The 20,652-nt window shown below is 43.4% G+C and carries 25 protein-coding genes; 7 read left to right on the forward strand and 18 right to left on the reverse strand.

The window, feature by feature from the left end; genetic code table 11:
* Nucleotides 1–191: 191 nt before the first annotated feature.
* Nucleotides 192–680: a LiaI-LiaF-like domain-containing protein gene (locus VKA52_RS02870; protein ID WP_326314120.1), complete on the forward strand. Its 489-nt coding sequence runs from the start codon at nucleotides 192–194 to the stop codon at nucleotides 678–680.
* A 665-nt stretch (nucleotides 681–1,345) separates the two neighbouring features.
* Here VKA52_RS02870 and rpmF read toward each other — a convergent pair.
* Both rpmF and VKA52_RS02880 read right to left on the reverse strand, forming a co-directional pair.
* Complete coding sequence (gene rpmF / locus VKA52_RS02875; RefSeq protein WP_035505553.1) at nucleotides 1,346–1,519, reverse strand: 50S ribosomal protein L32; 174 nt, start codon at nucleotides 1,517–1,519, stop codon at nucleotides 1,346–1,348.
* A gap of 47 nt (nucleotides 1,520–1,566) precedes the next feature.
* Nucleotides 1,567–2,088, reverse strand: a complete 522-nt coding sequence (locus VKA52_RS02880; RefSeq protein ID WP_160913018.1) for a YceD family protein — start codon at nucleotides 2,086–2,088, stop codon at nucleotides 1,567–1,569.
* 205 nt (nucleotides 2,089–2,293) lie between these two features.
* Between VKA52_RS02880 and VKA52_RS02885 the strand changes: the two genes are divergently transcribed.
* Nucleotides 2,294–3,508 carry a nucleotidyltransferase gene (locus tag VKA52_RS02885; RefSeq protein ID WP_326314121.1) on the forward strand — a complete coding sequence of 405 codons (1,215 nt, stop codon included), beginning with the start codon at nucleotides 2,294–2,296 and terminating at the stop codon, nucleotides 3,506–3,508.
* Nucleotides 3,509–3,662: 154 nt separating this feature from the next.
* Here the strand turns inward: VKA52_RS02885 and VKA52_RS02890 are convergent, their stop codons facing one another.
* Nucleotides 3,663–4,694, reverse strand: coding sequence for a SepM family pheromone-processing serine protease (locus VKA52_RS02890; protein WP_326314122.1), 1,032 nt, complete (start codon nucleotides 4,692–4,694; stop codon nucleotides 3,663–3,665).
* Nucleotides 4,691–5,488: a patatin-like phospholipase family protein gene (locus VKA52_RS02895; protein ID WP_160913013.1), complete on the reverse strand. Its 798-nt coding sequence runs from the start codon at nucleotides 5,486–5,488 to the stop codon at nucleotides 4,691–4,693. The genes VKA52_RS02890 and VKA52_RS02895 overlap by 4 nt, the downstream gene beginning before the upstream one ends.
* 178 nt (nucleotides 5,489–5,666) lie before the next feature.
* Here VKA52_RS02895 and ylbJ point away from each other — a divergent pair, with 178 nt between their 5' ends.
* Nucleotides 5,667–6,848, forward strand: coding sequence for a sporulation integral membrane protein YlbJ (gene ylbJ, locus VKA52_RS02900; protein WP_326314123.1), 1,182 nt, complete (start codon nucleotides 5,667–5,669; stop codon nucleotides 6,846–6,848).
* A 25-nt stretch (nucleotides 6,849–6,873) separates the two neighbouring features.
* Here ylbJ and coaD read toward each other — a convergent pair whose 3' ends face one another.
* The 3 genes from coaD to VKA52_RS02915 all read right to left on the reverse strand — a co-directional run bounded on the left by coaD (nucleotide 6,874) and on the right by VKA52_RS02915 (nucleotide 9,695).
* A complete protein-coding gene (gene coaD, locus VKA52_RS02905) occupies nucleotides 6,874–7,350 on the reverse strand; it encodes a pantetheine-phosphate adenylyltransferase (RefSeq protein ID WP_160913009.1) in 477 nt (158 codons plus the stop codon).
* 12 nt (nucleotides 7,351–7,362) lie between these two features.
* Nucleotides 7,363–7,911 (reverse strand): 16S rRNA (guanine(966)-N(2))-methyltransferase RsmD, encoded by a 549-nt coding sequence (gene rsmD, locus VKA52_RS02910; RefSeq protein WP_442788819.1) that lies wholly within the window; start codon nucleotides 7,909–7,911, stop codon nucleotides 7,363–7,365.
* 437 nt (nucleotides 7,912–8,348) lie between these two features.
* Nucleotides 8,349–9,695 carry a hypothetical protein gene (locus VKA52_RS02915; protein WP_326314125.1) on the reverse strand — a complete coding sequence of 449 codons (1,347 nt, stop codon included), beginning with the start codon at nucleotides 9,693–9,695 and terminating at the stop codon, nucleotides 8,349–8,351.
* A gap of 316 nt (nucleotides 9,696–10,011) precedes the next feature.
* Between VKA52_RS02915 and VKA52_RS02920 the strand changes: the two genes are divergently transcribed.
* Complete coding sequence (locus VKA52_RS02920; RefSeq protein ID WP_326314126.1) at nucleotides 10,012–10,401, forward strand: DUF7147 family protein; 390 nt, start codon at nucleotides 10,012–10,014, stop codon at nucleotides 10,399–10,401.
* A gap of 70 nt (nucleotides 10,402–10,471) precedes the next feature.
* Here VKA52_RS02920 and VKA52_RS02925 read toward each other — a convergent pair whose 3' ends face one another.
* Nucleotides 10,472–10,750, reverse strand: coding sequence for a YlbG family protein (locus tag VKA52_RS02925; protein ID WP_202412414.1), 279 nt, complete (start codon nucleotides 10,748–10,750; stop codon nucleotides 10,472–10,474).
* An 87-nt stretch (nucleotides 10,751–10,837) separates the two neighbouring features.
* Between VKA52_RS02925 and VKA52_RS02930 the strand changes: the two genes are divergently transcribed.
* A complete protein-coding gene (locus VKA52_RS02930) occupies nucleotides 10,838–11,167 on the forward strand; it encodes a hypothetical protein (protein ID WP_326314127.1) in 330 nt (109 codons plus the stop codon).
* Here VKA52_RS02930 and VKA52_RS02935 read toward each other — a convergent pair.
* From VKA52_RS02935 to VKA52_RS02950, 4 genes are all read right to left on the reverse strand, one after another.
* Nucleotides 11,164–11,607: a YlbF family regulator gene (locus VKA52_RS02935; RefSeq protein ID WP_160913002.1), complete on the reverse strand. Its 444-nt coding sequence runs from the start codon at nucleotides 11,605–11,607 to the stop codon at nucleotides 11,164–11,166. The genes VKA52_RS02930 and VKA52_RS02935 overlap by 4 nt on opposite strands.
* 82 nt (nucleotides 11,608–11,689) lie before the next feature.
* Nucleotides 11,690–12,055, reverse strand: a complete 366-nt coding sequence (gene ylbD, locus VKA52_RS02940; RefSeq protein WP_160913001.1) for a spore coat protein YlbD — start codon at nucleotides 12,053–12,055, stop codon at nucleotides 11,690–11,692.
* Between the two features lie 59 nt (nucleotides 12,056–12,114).
* Complete coding sequence (locus tag VKA52_RS02945; protein ID WP_326314130.1) at nucleotides 12,115–13,128, reverse strand: CAP domain-containing protein; 1,014 nt, start codon at nucleotides 13,126–13,128, stop codon at nucleotides 12,115–12,117.
* Nucleotides 13,129–13,260: 132 nt separating this feature from the next.
* Entirely contained in the window at nucleotides 13,261–13,689 is a 429-nt protein-coding gene (locus VKA52_RS02950) for a CBS domain-containing protein (RefSeq protein ID WP_160912999.1), read from the reverse strand.
* A 208-nt stretch (nucleotides 13,690–13,897) separates the two neighbouring features.
* On the opposite strand from VKA52_RS02950, the gene VKA52_RS02955 reads away from it, so the two are divergent.
* Nucleotides 13,898–14,377: a YugN family protein gene (locus VKA52_RS02955; RefSeq protein WP_160912998.1), complete on the forward strand. Its 480-nt coding sequence runs from the start codon at nucleotides 13,898–13,900 to the stop codon at nucleotides 14,375–14,377.
* 124 nt (nucleotides 14,378–14,501) lie between these two features.
* Entirely contained in the window at nucleotides 14,502–15,560 is a 1,059-nt protein-coding gene (gene ytvI / locus VKA52_RS02960) for a sporulation integral membrane protein YtvI (protein ID WP_160912996.1), read from the forward strand.
* Nucleotides 15,561–15,594: 34 nt separating this feature from the next.
* Here the strand turns inward: ytvI and VKA52_RS02965 are convergent, their stop codons facing one another.
* The 6 genes from VKA52_RS02965 to ctaD form a co-directional block, all read right to left on the reverse strand.
* Nucleotides 15,595–16,134, reverse strand: a complete 540-nt coding sequence (locus VKA52_RS02965) for a GNAT family N-acetyltransferase (RefSeq protein ID WP_160912994.1) — start codon at nucleotides 16,132–16,134, stop codon at nucleotides 15,595–15,597.
* 121 nt (nucleotides 16,135–16,255) lie between these two features.
* The gene (locus tag VKA52_RS02970; RefSeq protein ID WP_160912992.1) at nucleotides 16,256–16,711 is read right to left on the reverse strand and encodes a DUF420 domain-containing protein; all 456 of its coding nucleotides are present in this window, start codon (nucleotides 16,709–16,711) and stop codon (nucleotides 16,256–16,258) included.
* A 29-nt stretch (nucleotides 16,712–16,740) separates the two neighbouring features.
* Nucleotides 16,741–17,640, reverse strand: coding sequence for a cytochrome c oxidase assembly factor CtaG (gene ctaG / locus VKA52_RS02975; protein WP_326314131.1), 900 nt, complete (start codon nucleotides 17,638–17,640; stop codon nucleotides 16,741–16,743).
* Between the two features lie 171 nt (nucleotides 17,641–17,811).
* On the reverse strand, nucleotides 17,812–18,138 hold the full coding sequence (gene ctaF / locus VKA52_RS02980; protein ID WP_326314132.1) for a cytochrome c oxidase subunit IVB: 327 nt from the start codon (nucleotides 18,136–18,138) through the stop codon (nucleotides 17,812–17,814).
* 3 nt (nucleotides 18,139–18,141) lie between these two features.
* Nucleotides 18,142–18,765: a cytochrome (ubi)quinol oxidase subunit III gene (locus tag VKA52_RS02985; RefSeq protein WP_326314133.1), complete on the reverse strand. Its 624-nt coding sequence runs from the start codon at nucleotides 18,763–18,765 to the stop codon at nucleotides 18,142–18,144.
* Nucleotides 18,765–20,636, reverse strand: a complete 1,872-nt coding sequence (ctaD, locus tag VKA52_RS02990) for a cytochrome c oxidase subunit I (RefSeq protein WP_326314134.1) — start codon at nucleotides 20,634–20,636, stop codon at nucleotides 18,765–18,767. The genes VKA52_RS02985 and ctaD overlap by 1 nt, the downstream gene beginning before the upstream one ends.
* Nucleotides 20,637–20,652 lie beyond the last annotated feature (16 nt).

Consider the following 20,652-nt stretch of genomic DNA (forward strand, 5'->3'; position numbering starts at 1 on the left):
TCACAAAATCAGATCGATTTTTCGTTCGAAATATGAACAGATTTTGAATCCCTTATGATAGGATGAAATTAGTTGGTATAGAAAATAATAACGATTTATTTAGAAAAACTTTAAATTATAATCCGTTTGTAATATACCAAAACCTACGCATTATCGCAAGGATCCGACATTTTTGTAAAATAGGAAAGGATGTGATTACACTGAATAAGCAAAATTCCCTTATTGGACTATTATTCATCGGGTTGGGCGTTTACTATTTCCTTCGTCATCTCAATATTCCCATACTAGCCCCATTTTACTCATGGCCCACTCTAGTAATTTTCATAGGTGTCGCCTTCCTATTACATAGTTATTGGACAAAAGACCATTCTTCCTTGTTCACTGGTGTGATTTTAACTGGTTTCGGTTTGCATTTCACGGCCGTTGATCATCTTCCTTTTTGGCGCGATCATTGGGGTATGTACTTTATTATTCTCGGGGTAGCTTTTCTATTGCATTATAGGAAAACAAAAAATGGACTGATTCCTGCCCTTTTATTTCTCGGCATCGGACTGTTTGCCATGTTCGCTCCTACAAATCCTACGTGGTTTCAATGGATCCAGGGCGTTTTCCAATTAATCGAACGCTTCTGGCCACTTGCCCTGGTCGCTTTTGGCTTTTATCTATTAAAAAAGAAATAAACCATCCTCCACTAAAGCTCCCTTTAGTGGAAGACTCAGTTTCGAGACTTCTGGTGGGTGGATAGGGGCTGCGGGGAATAGCTCGCTTTCCGCGGGAGCGCGGTGAGCCTCCTCGGACTGCGTCCTGTGGGGTCTCACCAAGCACTTTTTTCCCGCAGGAGTCTCGCTATTCCCCTCCGCCCCTTAACCAAGTATGGTTCTCGAAACCACTACTTAAAAATCAGCTTGTATGGATATGAGAAGTGAATGATTTAAACTCTATCTCATTGACGTTTAGCATACGCAAATGCTTGATAGAACGAACTATATGCCCGCATAGGGGAGAAGAATTGGAACCTTGTTTATGAATACAGGTGTTCGAATCATCCACTTCCCTCAATCATTCAAGCTGACCCTTTTAGAAGTGGTTCCGAGACACTTATAAGGTAAAGGGGCGGAGGGAAACGGTGAGACTCCTATGGGACAAGTGGGACAGGTGAGACCCCGGAAGGCGTAGCCTGAGGAGGCTCACCGCCCGCCCCATGGAAAGCGAATCGTTTCCCAGAGCCCCTAGAATTACACAAAAGTCTCGAAACTGAGTCTTCCACTAAAGGGAGCGTTAGTGGAAGAGGTGGATATAAAAAAAGACCTGACTGATGTCAGGCCTTTCTTTGATGAACTCAAAATTAGTCGTTCACCACTTGTTTTCCATTATATTGTCCACAAGATTTGCAAACATGGTGTGGTTTTGAGTACTCGCCACAGTTATCACACTGAACCATTCCTGGTGCGTGAAGTTTCTTGTGAGTACGACGTTGGTTTTTGACTTTCTTAGACGTTTTACGCTTAGGTACTGCCATGTTGTACACCTCCTTTAAGGGATTTCTGAGAACCATAACATATTGTTTTACTCGTTCTCTTCTTCATTTAATAATGATTGCAGTTTAGCCATTCGAGGATCCACTTTCTTTTCCTCTGGTTCCTCTGTAACCACCTGCCAGCCCTTCCCTTCCTGGGGGGCTGCTTCATGAGCCTCATCATCATTGGAAAAAACGCGAGTCGGAATCTCCAACTGTACATTTTCCTTGATATAAGGCGTTAAGTCAAGCACTTCTCCATTCACGGAATGAACTTCAGAGTCATCTTCTTCTGTATGGTAAGGTGACAGATTAAATGCCTCCAGAGCATCAATGTGAAATGGATAAGTCACATCAACTAACGTTCGGGCACAAGGCAACACCATTTCTCCATCAATTGAAAAAGTTACCGTTATATCATTTCCTCGAGTCATTGCTTGACCTTTGACATGAACAGGGGAAATCCTGCGAATGTCATTGTTCAGTTGTGCTAATTCGCGAATATCTACGTCATCCTCAAAGTAGAACGGCTCATCACCTGTCTGTTTGAGTTTTTGTAGAGGAAATTTCATAGTTATCACCTCATGGCAACAAGAGTTATTGTAAAAGGATTTCGCTGATTTGTCAATATTTTTTCTTTACAGCATATCCTTATTCTCGTGCGGTTTTTATAAGTTTCTCATAATTCACGGTCAGGAATGCGAAATTTCCATAGTATCATGATAAAATAAACCAAACACTTGTTCAATAGTAAAGAATCAGATGGGAGGATCTTTTGTGAAATCATGCGGAGTTGTTGTTGAATATAATCCTTTTCATAATGGACATCTTTATCATTTGGAAGAATCGAAAAAACATGCAGAAGCGGATTGCATGATCGCTATCATGAGCGGGAACTTTTTACAGCGAGGAGAGCCTGCTATCATCGATAAATGGCATCGGACAAAAGCCGCCCTTCGTGGTGGTGCAGACCTTGTACTTGAGCTTCCTTTCCTTTATGCGGTTCAACACAGCGATTATTTCAGCCAGGGGGCTATCCAGACACTTGCAGAAGTCGGAGTGGACAGCGTTTGTTTCGGGAGTGAAAACGGCAGGATCGCTGCATTCACAGAGGCCTTTGAGCATATGAACAAACACCAGGAAGAGTATGATGTGACCGTGAGAAGATATTTGAATGAAGGGTATGCCTATCCAGAGGCATCACGACTTGGGTATGAATCCATTGCTTTTCCCTCCGGTTCCATTGACCTGACTCAACCGAACAACATTCTTGGTTATAGTTACGTGAAACAACTTCTCACTTATGCACCTGATGTGGAACCACTAACCGTTTTACGGAAGAACAATCACTACCACGATGAAGAAATTCAAGGAAAAATTGCAAGCGCCACAAGTATTCGGAAAGAATTATTCAAAGAAAGTGACATGACAGAGAAGGCTGAAAGTTCCCTTCCCCCCTCAACGGTCGATGTTTTACATCAATATAAGGACAACCTCGGACGCTGGCACGACTGGGAAGCTTACTTTCACCTGCTTCAATACAAGATCATGACCATGGAGGAAAGTACCCTCCGCTGTTTCCACGGTGTGGATGAAGGTTTGGAATATCGATTGAAAAGGACCGTCAAGGAGGCGGCAACGTTCCATCAGTTTATATCTTCTTTAAAGACAAAGAGGTACACGTGGACAAGACTTCAGCGAACCCTTGCCCATATCCTTGTAGGAACAGACAAACAAGAGGCTCGTGTTCTTTTAAGAGAGACCCCCCCTCCTTATGCAAGAATTCTCGGCATGTCGGATACCGGAAAAAAATATTTACGCAAGGTGAAAAAAGAAACCTCTATTCCACTCATCACCCAGCCACAGCAGTTGGATCATGAAATGTTGGATTTGGAATCAAGAGCTGCTGCTGCCTATTACAGTGTTTTAACTCCTGAACGCAGAGTGGAGCAACTGAACAGGGAATACGGTCCTCCTGTCATCCACGCTTAAACGAAGCTTCATTTGTCTGCCTCTGACATCACATAGGATTGGAACTTCCAGAAGTTGAAAGATGAAGTCGAAGTGCAGGACGGTTGACTCTTTTTTATACTTCTCCATAGAATAATAAAAAACAGCCGTTCCTCCATGGGAACGGCTGTTTTCTTTATGCTTCCTTCTTCGGTTCTAAGTTTTGCAGATAATCTATAGCATCCTGGAATGTATCCACTGGGACAACTTTCATATCTGTATTGATTTGCTCCGCTGTTTCTTTGGCAATTTGATAATTCGACCCTTCTCTTCCCTCTTCATTTGGAGCAAAGAAAACTTCAGCCCCATGATCAGAAGCGGCGACCACTTTTTTATCAATGCCCCCGATTCTGCCTACCTGGCCTTCATAGTTGATTTCTCCGGTACCTGCAATTTCATAACCCTTGGTGATATCAAGTTCTGTCAATTGATCGTAAATTTCCAGGGAGAACATCAGCCCTGCACTTGGACCACCGATTTCACCACTTTTGACCTTGACTTCTGGTTTCACATCCACCGTTCGATCGGTCACAAGTGAAATACCGACACCGACTTTATCAGGATTGTCAGGGAAAGGGGCAAGTTCAAGCTCCCGATCGATTGTTTCCTCATCTCTCACAATGGTGAGCATTACAGACTCCCCTTCGCCCTTGTTGCTCACATAGTCGATCAGGTCGCTCGTTTCTTGAATGTCCTCGCCGTCGACCTTCACAATCTGGTCGCCGGTTTCTAAAATCTCTTCAGCCGGCATCCCTTCGATTACATTCATGACATAAACCCCTTCGTAGTTGATGTCAATTTCTTTGCCGGCTGCTTGATAGGCGACGACTTTGGAAGCTTCCTGAGAAGATTCCATCATTTGCAGTTGCGCATGAAAGTACTCTTCCTCCGACACCCCTTCCGGACGAATGTCTTCTAACGGGTAAATTTGATGGAATGGACGGACCTTTGCAAGGACCCATTGAACAGGTGTCGCTTGTCCACCACGAACGGTGACAAGGTGCATGTCCCCTTCACTGTCGAAGCCGCCATCGACTTTGACAATGTCATTCAGCGCATCCGCTGTTCCCGGCTTATAAATATAATAAGGGAGGCGGAAGGCCCCCAGGAATGCCACGATAAGTACGGTTATGATTCCGGTGATAATCAGTTTACGATTTGCTTTCATTCGTCATTTGGCTCCTTCCACGCAGCGAGCTTCTTCTTTATTTCTTCTATGACTTCTTCCGCTGCTTTCTCCCCCGCCTCTACGATTTCCTGGATTTTGGTGAAAGCCCGGGAGCTGAACTTGGATACATCCGGTTTAATCATCACATCAGCATCAGAGGATACGCCGATCGCTGTGACTAATTCATCCTGCATAATATCAATACTCTGCGTGATGACATCATAGATGGAATTGATGTTTGGATCGGAATCAAAATGCGCACAATCCACAGCAATAATAAATGCTGCCCCCATATCTTTCACTACAGAGACAGGAACACGGTCAATGACCCCTCCATCAATATAAAGACGATCATTAATTTTTTCAGGGACAAAAATCCCCGGAATCGCAATGCTGGCTCTGACCGCTTCACTGGCAGGACCTGTCGTAAAGATTTTTTTCTCTCCGGCATACAAGTCCGTTGCGACTATGGACATCGGTGTTTGAAAATCCTCGATGTTCTTACCGAATGTGAAAAGTCTGATGTATTCTTTAATTCTTTTCCCTGCCACAAATCCCATTTTGGGAACGGTGAAATCCAAATAATACTTTCGTTTGAACGTAAAGGCGAGTTTATACATATCTTCAATTCTTTGTCCGGCAGCAAAAAAAGAGCCGACGAGCGCCCCCATACTGCTTCCTGCGATGAAATCAACGGGAATATCATGTTCACGAAGGACCTTTAGAACACCCAAGTGGGCAAAACCCCGCGCCCCTCCAGAACCTAAAGCCAATCCGATCTTTGGTCTCGCCACTCGTCATTCCTCCTTCATACATGTGGTTTATTTTATGGAATAAACCATTCCCTTATGAGCGTACACATGGAATAAGACAACCTGTGATTACGCGTCGAAATCTATACCCATTCTACTATTCCTATGATGAGAAGTACAGAAAACAGCCATCTCTAAGGAGGCGTTCTCGATTTCCAAATTGAAAACCGTCGCATTGACGCTCCTCGCTACAGCGCTTGCGATTTCCTTGATTCTATATCCACGTGATGCCTTATCCGCCAGTCTGCGGGGCCTTGATCTTTGGTGGGAAATTGTCTTCCCTTCTCTCTTACCTTTTTTTATCACGGCAGAATTTTTAATCGGATTCGGTGTGGTCCATGGGCTCGGGGTTCTTAGTGAACGGTTTATGAGACCCTTGTTTAATGTACCCGGATGTGGTGGATTCGTCTGGGTAATGGGAATGGCAAGCGGCTATCCGTCTGGAGCGAAATGGACAGCAGACCTGCGAAAAAAAGGACAAGTGACCCGCGCTGAAGCTGAAAGACTTGTTGCATTCACAAACGCTTCCAGTCCGCTTTTCATTTTCGGGGCGATTGCTGTAGGATTCTTCCACGATGCCAGCCTAGGTGTCATCATTGCCATCGCCCATTATGGAGGGAATTTTTTAGTGGGCATCGGCATGCGTTATTATAAAAGAAATGATCAGGAAAGAAGCATGGACCGGGCTTCTGCTTCATGGAAAGATGCCTTCAGTAAGATGCACCAATCCCGATTAGAGGATGGCCGGACACTGGGGAAATTGATGGGGGATGCGGTCACTCGATCTGTGGACACGCTTCTAATGGTTGGTGGATTTATCATGCTTTTTTCCGTACTCACGGAATTGTTAAAACAAACAGGAGCTATTCATATTTTTTCGCACCTGCTCTTCTATACAGGATTGCCGGAAACCTTCCATGTTCCTTTTACAGCTGGCATGTTGGAATTAACAACCGGCATTGGCGCGATTACCGAAACACATGAACCATTGCTCGCCCAGCTTTTAATCGTAAGCTTCATTCTCGGTTTTCATGGATTTTCAATCCAGGCTCAAATCGCAAGCATTCTCGCAGAAACTGACATTCGCTTCAAACCCTATGCATTAGCAAGGATTGCTCATGGGATTGTTGCCGCTGGGCTGATTTATGTGCTGTATTTCATCTACCGTCCCTTTCAGCAACAAAGCATGCCGATCTGGAACCCTAACGAGAACTTCACCACACCCATTCTCGAATTTTTCAATCATTATGGACCACCGATCACACTGATCATGATCATGCTGATGATCGCAGTAAAATGGAATAGTGAGCGGAAAACCAAAAAACGATCCCTACGTGTGTAATCCGTAGAGATCGTTTTACTTCTTCTTAAAATTTCTCTGATAGAGCCTTTTCTACAGGCGGTGGAACAAGGTCACTGATATTGGCCCGGTATTTAGCTACCTCTTTGACGATGCTTGAACTCAAGAAAGAGTACTGATTGTTCGTCATCACGAAAAACGTTTCAATATCCTCATTCAGCTTCCTGTTCATGGACGTGATCTGCATTTCATATTCAAAATCACTCACAGCTCTCAAACCTCGAATGATGGCATGAGCCCCTTTTTCCTCAGCATAATCCATCAAGAGCCCACTGCAGGCATCCACGGAAACATTGTCCATATCTTTGGTTACTTCTTCCAATAATTTCGTACGTTCGTTCACATCAAATAGAGGAGCTTTACTCTGATTGTTAAAGACCGCTACGATGACGTGATCGAAGACTTTGGCCCCTCTTCGGATAATATCCAAATGTCCATATGTAACGGGATCAAAACTTCCCGGGCAAATCGCAATACGTGTCATACCCTTCTCTCCTTACTCAAAAATCGATACACCGATATTACTCCCATAATGATCAGTTTTCATACGCTTCATACGCCCTACTTCTTCAGGGATTACTTCTGAAGCATCGTGTTCACAAACGATGATCGCCTGTTCTCCCACCAGGTCAAATTCTAAAAGCGCTTCCATTAAGTCCTGATATGAGAACTTCTTATAGGGTGGATCCAGGAAAATATAATCAAATGTCAATCCCCGTTTCCCAGCTGCCTTGATCGCTCGCATAGCATCGGTTTTGAAGACTTCTGTCCGCTCATTGATATCAAGCGTTTTTATATTTTCATAAATGGTCTGAATTGCTTTTTGCTGTTGATCGACGAACACACACGATTCCACACCTCGACTTAAAGCTTCGATTCCAAGACCACCGCTTCCAGCAAACAGATCCAGCGCTTTACCGCCCTCGAAAAAAGGCCCAATTCCATGAAAGACCGCTTCCTTCACCTTATCTGTCGTCGGTCTGGTTTTATGCGTAGGGACAGATTTCAATGGACGTCCCTTAAATTCACCAGCAATCACTCGCATCCTGTACACCTCACTTGTCATCATTCCCCATAATCCTACCACAAAACAAACACTGCAGGGAAGTATAGGGTGTGGAAGTGCCCCGGTAGACACGACAAGCATAAGCAAAGCTGCGTAGTGGGGCTCTTTCCCACAGAGCAGAATTGCTTATGTCTCGAGTGTCTGGGCACTGGAACCGGTTTGACAGGGTGAAGAAGTGCGCGGGCAGAACACACCAACCTCGCTTCTCGAACATTTTTTTCAATTCAATGAATAAGGTGGTTCAGCAAGGTACATACTAGCACTTGAAGCGGATGATACTGCTTCTGAAAACGGAGAAGGCTTACATCCCCATAAGCTCTTCCTCCGGTTTCTCCTCTCCCTTTACTTTTTTGTTTCATCTCTGATGATACAGAAAAGCAGGGTCGCCCGTGATGGGCGACCCTATTTTTTTGCGATTATTTCCAGCGGGTCGTGAGGTTCATATCAAATAACTGCTGAAGGTCCTGCCATTTTATATAGGGAGTATCTTCTACCATGATTAATAAATCCTCTCCCATCCCGAAACTCTCTTTATTGACGACAAACGTCGGTTGGTCGACATAAAAGCGATATTCCTTTCCTGGGACTTCTACACGATAAACCGACCTTTGTTCTATTTCCGTAAGTTCAAAACCCATCCTACGACTGATATCAGTTAACGAAAGATATGGTGAGCCATGATAATGAACGAAGTGATCAGTGACTAACTGATCATCCTCAAAGACACGCTGCGCTTCTGCGTAGTGCAGTTTATCTTTTGTAGGCGCCTTATAGTTTTGGAAATAGGAGATATCTGCTCCAAATACAACGGATAGTTCTTCATCAAGAAATACTCCTAAATCATCTATATTTTCAGCTTGAATCAGCCGTATTTCCCACTCCTCCAACTCTTCATCTGACAGCGATGCGTCTATTTCCTTCGCCATTTTTGTTTTCTTTTTTGTAAATACATCTTTTAGAATCTTTATCTCCCAAGGATTTTCCTCTGCGGTGACATTTCTCAAATGTTCCAATCCGTATTCCATTCGCATCCCCTTAACATCTCTTCCTTCAACCTCCATAAGTTTCTCGGATACTTTAGTAGCGGACTGATCAAGCTGAATCAAAACGGAATCAGTCAACGCCAGAAAATTTCGCAACTCCTGTTTGACTTCGGCAGAAAGCTCTGTCCCTGTTTTATATGTAACTATACTGTCTTCTTCCTCCCATGAGGAGACTCCCTCTTTTCTTGTGAGAGGCATTGATTCGTCCATGGAAGAGAACTTGTAATAGCGAAGGTTCTCCATCTGAATATCACTTGTCTTTTCGGCAGGTACAAGCCATGGTTTTTTCATGGCATCAAAATCCTGAATGGTCAATGAAAAGGGAAGCTGCACCACACGTCCCTCTTTTTTCAAAACTAACATCCAGTCGTTGATGACCTCATTCTCAGGCATCGGCATTGTATAATCAACAAGAACTTCCCCTTCCTTCTCTAAGATCATTTCTGGATTTTCTTGGTTCGTAATACGACATGTGCCTCCTTGTTGCGAACACGCAATTGCTGTTGCTTTTTCCGGTGTCTCGAGCGTGTAGATCCCTGCCTTTAAATGTTCATATGTATAGCCAAACTGGAGCTTATTCTCCTTGACTGTCATGGTAACGTCCAAATTTGATGGTCTATTGCCGTCTTTGCTACCCGCTTCTGCTCGGTCCCAATGATAAAGGAGCATGAGGGTGGACACACTGAGAAGTAAAGTAAGCGGAATCCATAAGAGCTTCACCCTTCTCCCCTCCTTTTCCAATTTACATGCACAAGCTTTCGTGCTACCTTTAATTTGATTGTTTAATAGACTACTCTCTTATATCTCAATGTTTATTGCAGATAAGCTCCCGATTGTAGAAGACTCAGTTTCGATACTTTTGTTGAGTGGAGTGGGGGCTGCGGGGAATAGCTCGCTTTCCAACCACCTCTTACGCCCAATACAGCAACGAACCCCGAAAAACATCTCGAAACTGAGTCTTCAACGCTCCTGTCATATACTTGAATAACTAGTAATTAATGAATATCACAACTGATTAGAAAGGGTGTACATATCTATGATACAAAAATTTATTGAACTTGGCGAAGGCTATGCGGATATTTATGAACTCATCGACCTTGGGACGCGGATGCCTGAACGGATCCAGCATGCCATCGCTTTTTACAGTGAAAAAAACGGCGAACCGGTCGCTTCCTTATCTTTAGTGATGAAACCTGCGTATCATGATAAATTTCAGCCGATTTATATTTGCAGGGAAGGCATCCCCAACCCGCACGAAAAGCCGAATCAACGCTTTGAGATGTATAAAGATATGGTCGAGCAGGCAGGAAAGGAAATCGCAGAATTCACTATTAAACCTTCCAACCTTTTTCCTGAGACCGAACTTTTTTATCAGCATTTAATTGGAATTCTACGAATGAATAAATTCATTGCACCACTAAGCTGAAACAGGTTCACCCTGTACTTTACACAATTAAAAAAAGCGTCCGTTTTAGAGCGGACGCTTTTTTTTGAAGTCAGATACCCATCTTATAATCGTACTGTTTGGCTTTGTCGGGCTTCGCTCCTTCATATTCCGTGCGAACATCCGGTTTATAGGAAGGCACAACACGGGAAACGAAAGGTAAGCGTTCAAGTTTTTCCATTTTAAACTCGATATCTTCCTGATTCACATACAATAAGGCATACTTCATTTTTTTAGATGCGTGAATCAAATGTCCATGTTTCTTAATCTGTCGGATGTTTTTCATATGTTGAAAATATACGATTAGTCCTTGTCGTTTAGTTCGGATCATTGTTTGACTCTACTCCCCATCGAACATAATAGATTAACGTCAGTTTACCAAATATCCCCGCTTACGGCAATGAGGAGGTTGGTGTTCATGCTCACAGACCATGAACGGGCATCCCTTGTTTTTGAAGAGCTCTTACAAAAATCGGATAAAATCAATGGGGTGGTTTTAAAAAAGGTCGCGGGAATCCCTTTCGTCTATCTTCAACCGGAAGAAGGGACGACAAAAAAAGATATAGAAGAGATTTTAAAGTGGTGTGCATCTAAAGCGATGAAAGGAAAACGCCTGACCCTTGCGATGAGCTATGTACGCAAGAATCAGGCGCTCTATGTTTATCGCGTCCGCTTTTTAGTTCCCCAGCGTAAAATGTTCTGCTGTGGGAACTTATGCGACGACTGTATTCGTTTCACTAATCCTTAAGATGCGCAACCACAGCTGCCGCCACTTCCGCATCCGCCACTGCAACCTGTGTCGGTAAGGGCCATGCCATTTTTCGGCACTTTGATTTGCTCACTTACACTGAAAGCTACACTTTCGCTGATTTCATCCAGCAGTTTCTGGATATTGCGTTCAGCTTTTTTAAAGTGAGCTACCGTTTCATGCATGTCCATCTCTCTTTTTACGGAGCGGACTTTCTTCATGATGGTATTGTAATCGGGATGATAACGTCCGAAACGCTGCACATCCTCATAGTGTTCTTTCATATCTGCAAAGCTTTTAATGAGCCTTTGCGCCTCTTTATCATTCTCAAGAGCTGATTTAGCGTCCTGGTATTCTTGCATGGTCTCTGAATGCATGACCATCTGCCCAATCGATTCCGAGTGGTCCAGCAGATCGACAATCTCCATTGTAGCTAGCATAGTACATGTCCACCTCCATCTTCTATCTTATCAAATAGGAAAGCAGATGGAAATGAAAGATCTTTTCCACCTGCCCTGTTTTTTAGTAATAAGGGTACTCCATTTCCTTTTGATTCTTCCCTGACTCTTTTTTGACGTTGGTGATCAGCTGTTGAAATTGGCCGATTGCTCCGTTCAGTTCATCGATTTGTCTTGAAACCTCTTCCCAATTGATGTCTTCCATGAGACCACCCAGCTGTTTGATCCAGTCCATCTTCGCTGTCGAGTTTTCCTTTTTTGCAGATGGAAGGGAATCCCAGAAAGGGTCATCTTCGCCGAGGATCATATACTTCTCGTAGTAACTTTGGATCAATTTATGATTTTTCCTCAACTGTCCCTTTACTTTCGGGTGTTTGTTGACAAAGGCTTTGAACTGCTGGACGCTCGGGTGCAATTCATTTGTACTCATCCCTTTTACACCTCACTGTAAGAACTACAGTATAGCCTATGCAGAAAAGAAACGGGCGTTCATGGGACAGTCAAGAAATTCTGAGTATAATACCGACCGTGAACGCCGACACCAAGGTGTGTGTAATGAGGATCAAGAAGAGCTTTTCTGTGCCCTGGACTGTTCAGCCACCCATGGACCGCTGCGGTGGCGTCTACGTATTGAGAGGCAATGTTCTCACCCGCTCGCACATATAAGATTTCACCCAACCGTTCCTTCAGACCATCTCCATTTTTCGAATAATGAGAAAAGTAGTTATTCTGATCCATATCCCGACTATGTCCATAAGCAACGAAAGAGGCTTCTTCATGTTCTAACAGTGGACTGGCATCATGGATAGCACGGACGCCATTGGTAATCAATAGGATTTGTGCTTCCATGCCATCTTCAATTCTGCTCCATGCTTTCTTGTCCAACACCTCTTGTAAAGGAAGAGTGCCTCGATAGACGATTTTGTAAGGTTGATGTTTGAGAAGAACATCATTTCTCAACATCCGTATCGCAAAGATTTCTTTAGTTACGTTGTCGAAGTATAACTGAGCTGACCAGCGATCGCCTAAAGAAATCACAGGCCTTTCAGCGATATCCTTTTCTGTCAGCTCCAAGGTATAAGCTCCTTCACTATCCAGACGATAGGAAGATTCAAAGGGATAAGAGGTAGCGACCTCTTCATAAGAATCATGGACACGAACGGGCCCCGCATCCTTCTTAAATAAAACCCCTGTCACCACTTCTCTGTCCTGAATACCGAACTGCATGTCGACCTCTTCATCCGAGCCATATACCCACCAGTCATATCCGTATTCACTGGAATCCTTCCTCAGCGGTTCTCCCATTTCCTCCAGTAAAGCACTGGAGGATAAACCACGAAACGAGAAAAATCCCGCTTCATTACCGGACTCGGGCTGGCCGATCGTTTCTAGGGCCGGTTTTGAAAACTCTTTGACCACTTGTTTTTCTATAGGAGGATTCAACAGGAGGAACAAACCAACAGAAAAAAGGATAACCAAAGATAAGAATACGGATTTTTTCATCATATCGGACACCTCGTTAAAGACCCATTTGTTTTATGTATAAGCGGCTTGATTGGGGGCTATGATTAGAAAGAGATGATTCATTCCATTCATTAGAAAAAAGCCTGCTCCCAATGAAGCAGGCCATTGTAATTAGTGAAGCTCTGGACGTTCAGAGATATCCTGCAATGCAACACCCGCAGCATGGTCGGACATTTCTTCTGTCGATAAGTCACCTAGAGAAAGGATACCGGACAGTTTCCCGTTTTCTACTACAGGTAGACGACGTACCTGGTGCTCAGCCATGATTCTGCTCGCCTCTTCTAATGAACAATCCGGTGTACAGCTGTACATGCGATCACTCATCACTTGTTGAATCGGTGTGGAATCAGGTTTTTTCGCTGCATATCCACGAATAACCAAGTCACGGTCCGTTACCATACCCATCAGGTTTCCTTGATCATCACAGACAGGAATAGCGCCGACATTCTTTTCTTTCATCATAGAAGCTGCGTCACTCAACTGGTCATTCGTATGACAGATGGAGACATCGCTTGTCATGATATCTTTTACACTTTTCATGAAAGATCCTCCTCATTAATCATGATCAATGTTTATTGTCCCCTTTTTACCGAATTTATTACATGCATCCGGTTTCCTTTTATAGTATAATGAGAACGTAATCACAGATATTAAACGTATGGCAGGACATTTGTCATGTCAAAATTGCAAGCATTACCTTTTCATACTAAAATGAGGTAAGTTACATAACAATTGCGAGGTGGAACAAATGAAATTAGAAGGTACTGGGATTGAAGGTCTGGTTGTAGACTATAAGCCATTGACAGAAATCATGGAAAGTAATGGATTCATCCTCGGAGGATCGTGGGATTATGAGCGCGTCACATACGATTATAAAATACCCGCTCCAGAAAAAAACATCACTTATTATATCCGTATTCAGGGATTTGCCCTTGAAGGGGATATAGATAAGGGAGATGCTGTTGTCCGTTTAATGAAACCGCTTCTAGGTCGCCACTACTACCCACACGGTGTGGAATATGGTCATCAGGAAGGGTTTACCGACAGTATCATTTCCAAAGCAAAATCATTGGTTTCCAAAGTAAGCGAACCTGCGAAAAAATACCACAGTCAAGTGCCTGAACATGTGGTCCTGGACAAGCTGAAAAAATGGGCGGAAGAAAACGAAAACGAGGAAGTTCTTAAGAAAGTCGAAGAACTGTCCACGGATTCCGATCGCCGTATATAATTAATCATCCACGCTTACCGGATGAACAACAGTCGCACATCATTGTATGGTGAGCGACTTTTTTAAAAGGAAGTAAAGACTGCATTTAGGATTGGCCTATGGGGAAAGGAGACGCGTACATAAATTGTTCCGATATCTATCAAAAAAACAGTGGATTTTAATTTTAATCTCCGCTTTACTCATCATTGCAGGGTATTTCATCTTACCTGTCTCTATTCCATTGATATTAGCTTTTGTTACAGCACTATTTTTAAATCCGGCGGTAAGGTTCTTTCAGTTCAAGTTCCGTATCAATCGGAAAATGTCCGTTACGATTGTATTCCTATTGTTCCTTGTCTTTCTTGGACTCTTAGGAACATTCGCTGTAACCCGTGCCGTCACTCAAATCGTGCAATTGGCAGATAATGCGCCCCAGTACATCAATCAAATCAATAATGTGCTGTTGGATTGGGAAAAACACATGGCTAGTTTTTCCCAATCCATGCCTAAAGAATTCGTAGATAAAGTGACAACAGAAATGATGAATGCGATCGACAGGACGACCACGGCCATTTCTGAAAAGCTGCAGCTGTCCAACATAGCCGCTGCAGCTGCTAAAATACCAGAACTGCTCGTAAGTTTTCTCGTGTATTTAATCGCCTTATTTCTGTTCATGCTTGAACTACCACGTCTGAGGGATAAGATGCACGATCAGTTCACAGAAGCGACTTCGGAAAAAGTGAAATTCATGAACGCACGTCTTTCCTATGTCGTGTTCGGGTTTTTAAAAGCACAATTTCTTGTCAGTATTGTTATATTCGTCGTATCATTGATCGGTTTATTATGGATCGCTCCCGATGTCGCCTTAATCATGTCGTTGATCATATGGGCGATTGACTTCATACCTATTATTGGTTCCATTGTCATTCTTGGTCCATGGTCTGTGTATATGCTTATTGTCGGTGATATTGCGATTGGTACAAAACTTGGTTTGCTGGCCATTGTCCTTCTTGCTATCCGAAGGACCGTCGAACCGAAGGTCATGGGAAGACACATCGGGTTATCACCACTTGCTACATTGATTGCCATGTATTTAGGTTTACAATTAATCGGACTCCTCGGATTCATCCTAGGTCCGCTCGTTGTCATTGCTTTTAATTCCGCTAAGGAAGCGGGCATCATTCGTTGGAATTACAAACTATAAAGAAGAAAAAAACCTGAAGCGACGCTTCAGGTTTTTAAAATTCTTTATTCATCGTATTTTCTTTTTGATGAATCTTTTTCTCTTTCTTAAACACGAGGATATCCATACTTCTTCCGGTATGATTAAATCCGTTATTAATCAACACTTTCTGTGAAGGAATATTATCTTTATCACACTGCGCTTCAATTCCCTCGACCTCTGGATGGTTAAAAGCCCATTCACAAAGAGTTTGAACGGCTTCAGAAGCATAACCGTAATTTCTTTCTGAAGCAACCACATGGTACCCAATCTCTACGTTGCCTTCAGGATCTGGTCTCCCTTTGAATCCAATATCTCCGATCACATGCTCGCCTGCCGAGTCAATCATGACCCATGGACCAAACCCCAATTCATCCGAGTCGTTCTCCAAGCGTTCGGCATACATGGGCATCAGCGCCTTCAAGCCGTCATGGGGCCAGTTTTTATTCCAGGGCAGCTGGAACTTATAATAAAAAGCGAGCGAATTTTTCATGAGTGTCTGTGCAAGGTCTAAAGTAATCGGGAATAGCTGTAATCTCTCTGTTTTCAATTCCATAGTGGGTCATCCCTTTCCTGTTTTTATGTATATGGAAATTTATGCATCCATACACTCTTTCCCTTTACCAACCCAAGATAAACCAAAAACAACGGATCGCTATTCAACGATCCGTTGTTTTTTATGTCCCTAATATCGCTTTGATCATACTTGTTGTCGTTCCACCATCATAGATGATGTACAACAGCAGATAAACGGCGACTCCCGTCACTGCTGTACAAAACCAAATGATACTCGTAACAGGACCGATTTTACGATGTTTCTTAATCTTACGTTTGAAAGCGAATGTCAAAGTCACTATTCCGAAAACAGCGCCGACTGTGGCCAGTAAGATATGAAAAATCAAGAAGATTGTATAATAGATCTTCACATCATCGGGTCCCCCGAAGCTTGTGTTCCCCACAAAAATCGTGCGGCTTAAATAAATAATGAAAAAAGTCAGAGCACTGATAGCAGCTGCGATCATCACTTTACGATGCGAGCTTCTCTTGTTTTTTACAATCAGTACCCAACCGATAGCGACGAGTACAGCACTTAATACAATGAAGAATGTACTCAGTGTCGGCAATAACGGCATACTTCCACCTCTTCCCCTCTAACAACTCTCTAAGATTCTGTCTGTACTTGACTTGGCAGTGGATCAATCGTATCTCTTTCCCTATTAAACCAACTGAAGAAAATATAAGCGATGATTGCACCGAAAATTATCTCCTGCGCAATCTTCATGATGATTCCGCCTAACTGCTGATCCTCAATCAGTGGCATTGGTGTAAAATACTTCGGCCCACTCAAGTTTGATGAAAGACCGTTCAGAACGTCCGCAGGTACGCATAAACTCATCGCCTGCATCCATGCACCTGCTTCGGAGTAGGTTTCATAAAGCGGTGCTCCAGCAAAAATAATGAGGCCACAAGCCGGCGTAATCAGCACACCATTGGCGAAAATGAAGCCGATTTTTAAAATCGGGCTTAACCTGTCCAGGCGCTCGAGTGGAGGAAAGACAGCAATCCACATACAAAATGCGACGAACAAAATGATCGTTGTAATGACTGTGTGCGCCAGATCGCTGGATTTTGCGTAATCAAAAACGACAGGCATGTGATACATAGAAAACAGTCCATTGAAAAGCAGCAAGGATATCAACGGTCTCGTAAGAAGATGCAGCACAGATTTCAAGCCTTTAGCTGCAAAAACTTTTTCCCATATCCATATAGGAATCCCTTTGATGACAAGGATCGGAAACAGCAAATAGTAGATGGCCATTTGCGTCATGTGGGCGGTGAACATGATATGCCCAAGCAAGTCTACAGGAGATCCTTTGACGATGTATAAAAGCAGCATTCCGCTATAGAACATAAATTGCTGAAACGCACTCGGACGGTCCGTTCCCTTTTTACGTCCTGGTCCTGTTATGTAGAAATACAAGGCGGATAATAACAGAACGAATACGAAATAATACGGGCTCCATAAAGCACGGAAGCCAAATATTTGAAGTTCTAACCACATTGGTGTCTCACCCCGAATTGTTTTACTTGTACTTCTCCATTTTACCTAATTCTCGCCGAAAAAACGAGCGTACATCAGGAATTCATGCATTGTTCATAATTTAGTCATAGATCTCTAACGAATATAAAGAAAAAAGACCGGAACCCGGTCTTTTTTCATGAATCGTATAATTTACCACCAGATAATGGATGTGAACGCGATGATCGTCAAAGCAGCTATAACTACTCCTCCGTACATCATGAGAGCAACCATATCATGACCTTTATTCTTCATGTGCATGAAGTAATAAAGTTGAAAGGCAACCTGAACGACTGCAAGGATAATCAATGTCGGAATGATGAAGTAAGAGTTGACTTCCATAATAACCATTCCGAACGCAACCAACGTAAACAAAATCATCAAAGCAAAAGTAAGAACCTGCTGCTTCATTTCTTCACGATGCTGCTTCTTTTCATACTCACGATGATGAATGGGTTTGGAATGAGATTGATCTGCCATGGATTAACCCACCTTTCCCATAAGATACACGACTGTAAAGATGAACACCCATACAACGTCGATGAAGTGCCAATAAAGGCTTGCAATATAAAACTTCGGCGCGTTATAGAGGTTCAATCCACGCTTCTGGTTACGGATCATTAGCGTCACAATCCAGCTGAGTCCAAAGAGAACGTGGCCTCCGTGGAAACCGACAAGCGTGTAGAAAGCCGATCCAAATGCAGAAGAGCGGAACGTGAATCCATATTCATGGATGTAATGATAAAACTCATAAATCTCCATACCAAGGAAGCAGAGTCCTAAAAATACTGTGATTCCCAACCACATTTGCATTTTTTTGAAGTCCTGATTCTTCATGTGGTACATCGCATAAACACTTGTTAACGAGCTTGTCAGAAGAAGCATCGTCATGATGAATACGAGTTCTAAGCCAAACAAATGCTCAGGTGTATTCTCTCCTTGCGTTGAACCATTCAAAGCAAGGTACGTACCAAATAGACTGGCGAACAATACGGTTTCTCCACCAAGGAAAAACCAGAAGCCAATGAATTTGTTTTTTCCTTCAAGGGTGGCTTTTTCCGGATCGTGCGGCATACGTTTTGGATTGAGTACATCTTCAGAACTCATTATTTGCCAACCCCCTTCTTAATATCTTCTTCAAGTTCTTCTTTATGAATATGGTGACCTAAATCGTCTTTAACAGATCTGATCAACATGGAACCAAGTGTGATTCCCATACCTACAAAGACAGCGATCAACCACATTGGATCATCGACCTGGTAAATAAAACCGAAGCCGGCGATGAATAATCCTAGGGACATCGTAAATGGCAGAATGGAAGCATTCGGCATATGAATGTCACCTAGCGGCTCTGCAGGTGTCATACCTTCTTTTCCATCCATTTTTTCCACCCATAAAGGATCAAGACCACGTACGAGTGGTGTCTGTACGAAGTTGTAGTGTGGCGGTGGAGATGGAATGGCCCACTCAAGGGTACGGCCATGTTCCCAAGGATCTGCATCCGCTTTCTTCTCTTTTACTGCTGTGTACACGACGTTAATAAGGAAAATAATCGTACCGATTGCCATTAAGAAAGCACCGATTGTACTGATTAAGTTTCCTGTAGCAAGTCCCTGTCCTTCAAGGAAGACCCAGTAACGGCGCGGCATTCCCATAAGACCGAGGAAGTGCTGGATAAAGAAAGTCAAGTGGAAACCGATAAAGAACGGCCAGAACGCCAGTTTACCCAGCTTCTCATTCAAAACTTTACCGAACATTTTCGGCCACCAGTAGTGTAGTGCAGCAAATAGTCCAAAGGCAACTCCGCCCACGATAACGTAGTGGAAGTGTCCGACTACAAAATACGTATCATGATACTGGAAGTCAGCTGCGGCGGCAGCCAACATAACCCCGGTCATTCCACCAATGGTGAATGATGGGATAAATGCGATGGACCATAGCATTGCTGCCGTCATTCGAATTTGTCCGCCCCACATCGTAAATAACCAGTTGAAGATCTTGATTCCTGTAGGTACGGCAATCGCCATTGTCGCAACAGCAAAAATGGAGTTAGCAATTGGTCCCATACCAACTGTGAACATGTGGTGGGCCCATACCATGAACCCTAAGAATCCGATCAAAACAGTAGCAAATACCATCGCTGAATATCCGAAAAGACGTTTCTTAGAGAATGTGGAAAAGATATCACTGAAAGCTCCGAACAACGGAAGAATCAATATGTACACTTCCGGGTGACCGAAGATCCAGAATAAGTGCTCCCAGATGATGGCATTACCACCAAGACCTACATCGAAGAATGCAGATCCGAACATACGGTCAAACATCATAAGGAATAGCCCTACTGTCAAAGCAGGGAAAGCAAATAGAATCAACGTACTTGTGACGAACACAGACCAAGTGAACAATGGCATACGCATATACGTCATACCAGGTGCTCTCATGTTTACAATCGTTACAAGGAAGTTAATTCCTCCGATTAATGTTCCGGCACCGGATATCTGTAGACCCATGACGTAATAGTCTACTCCGTGCCCGGGTGAAGTCGTCGATAATGGTGCATAGTTGGTCCAACCGGCATCCGGTGCACCACCTGTAAACCAGGATACGTTCAGTAAAAGTCCTCCAAACAAGAACAACCAGAAACCTAAGGAGTTCAAGAATGGAAAGGCAACGTCCCTTGCCCCGATCTGTAAGGGGACAACGGCGTTCATAATGGCAAAGATGAGCGGCATCGCCGCTAAGAAAATCATCGTTGTACCGTGCATCGTGATCATTTCATTGTAAAGTCCAGCAGAAATGAAATCATTGTCTGGTTTCATCAACTGGATACGAATTATCATGGCTTCGAGCCCACCGATTAGGAAAAACAGCCCCCCAGCGACCAAATAAAGATGCGCGATCTTCTTGTGGTCTACTGTTGTCAGGTAATCCCAAATCACAGCGCCGAGCCCACGTTTTTGTGCTACTGCAGTACTCACGCTTTAACCTCCCTTT

Source organism: Halobacillus sp. HZG1, from assembly GCF_035818575.1.
Lineage (GTDB): Bacteria > Bacillota > Bacilli > Bacillales > Halobacillaceae > Halobacillus > Halobacillus litoralis.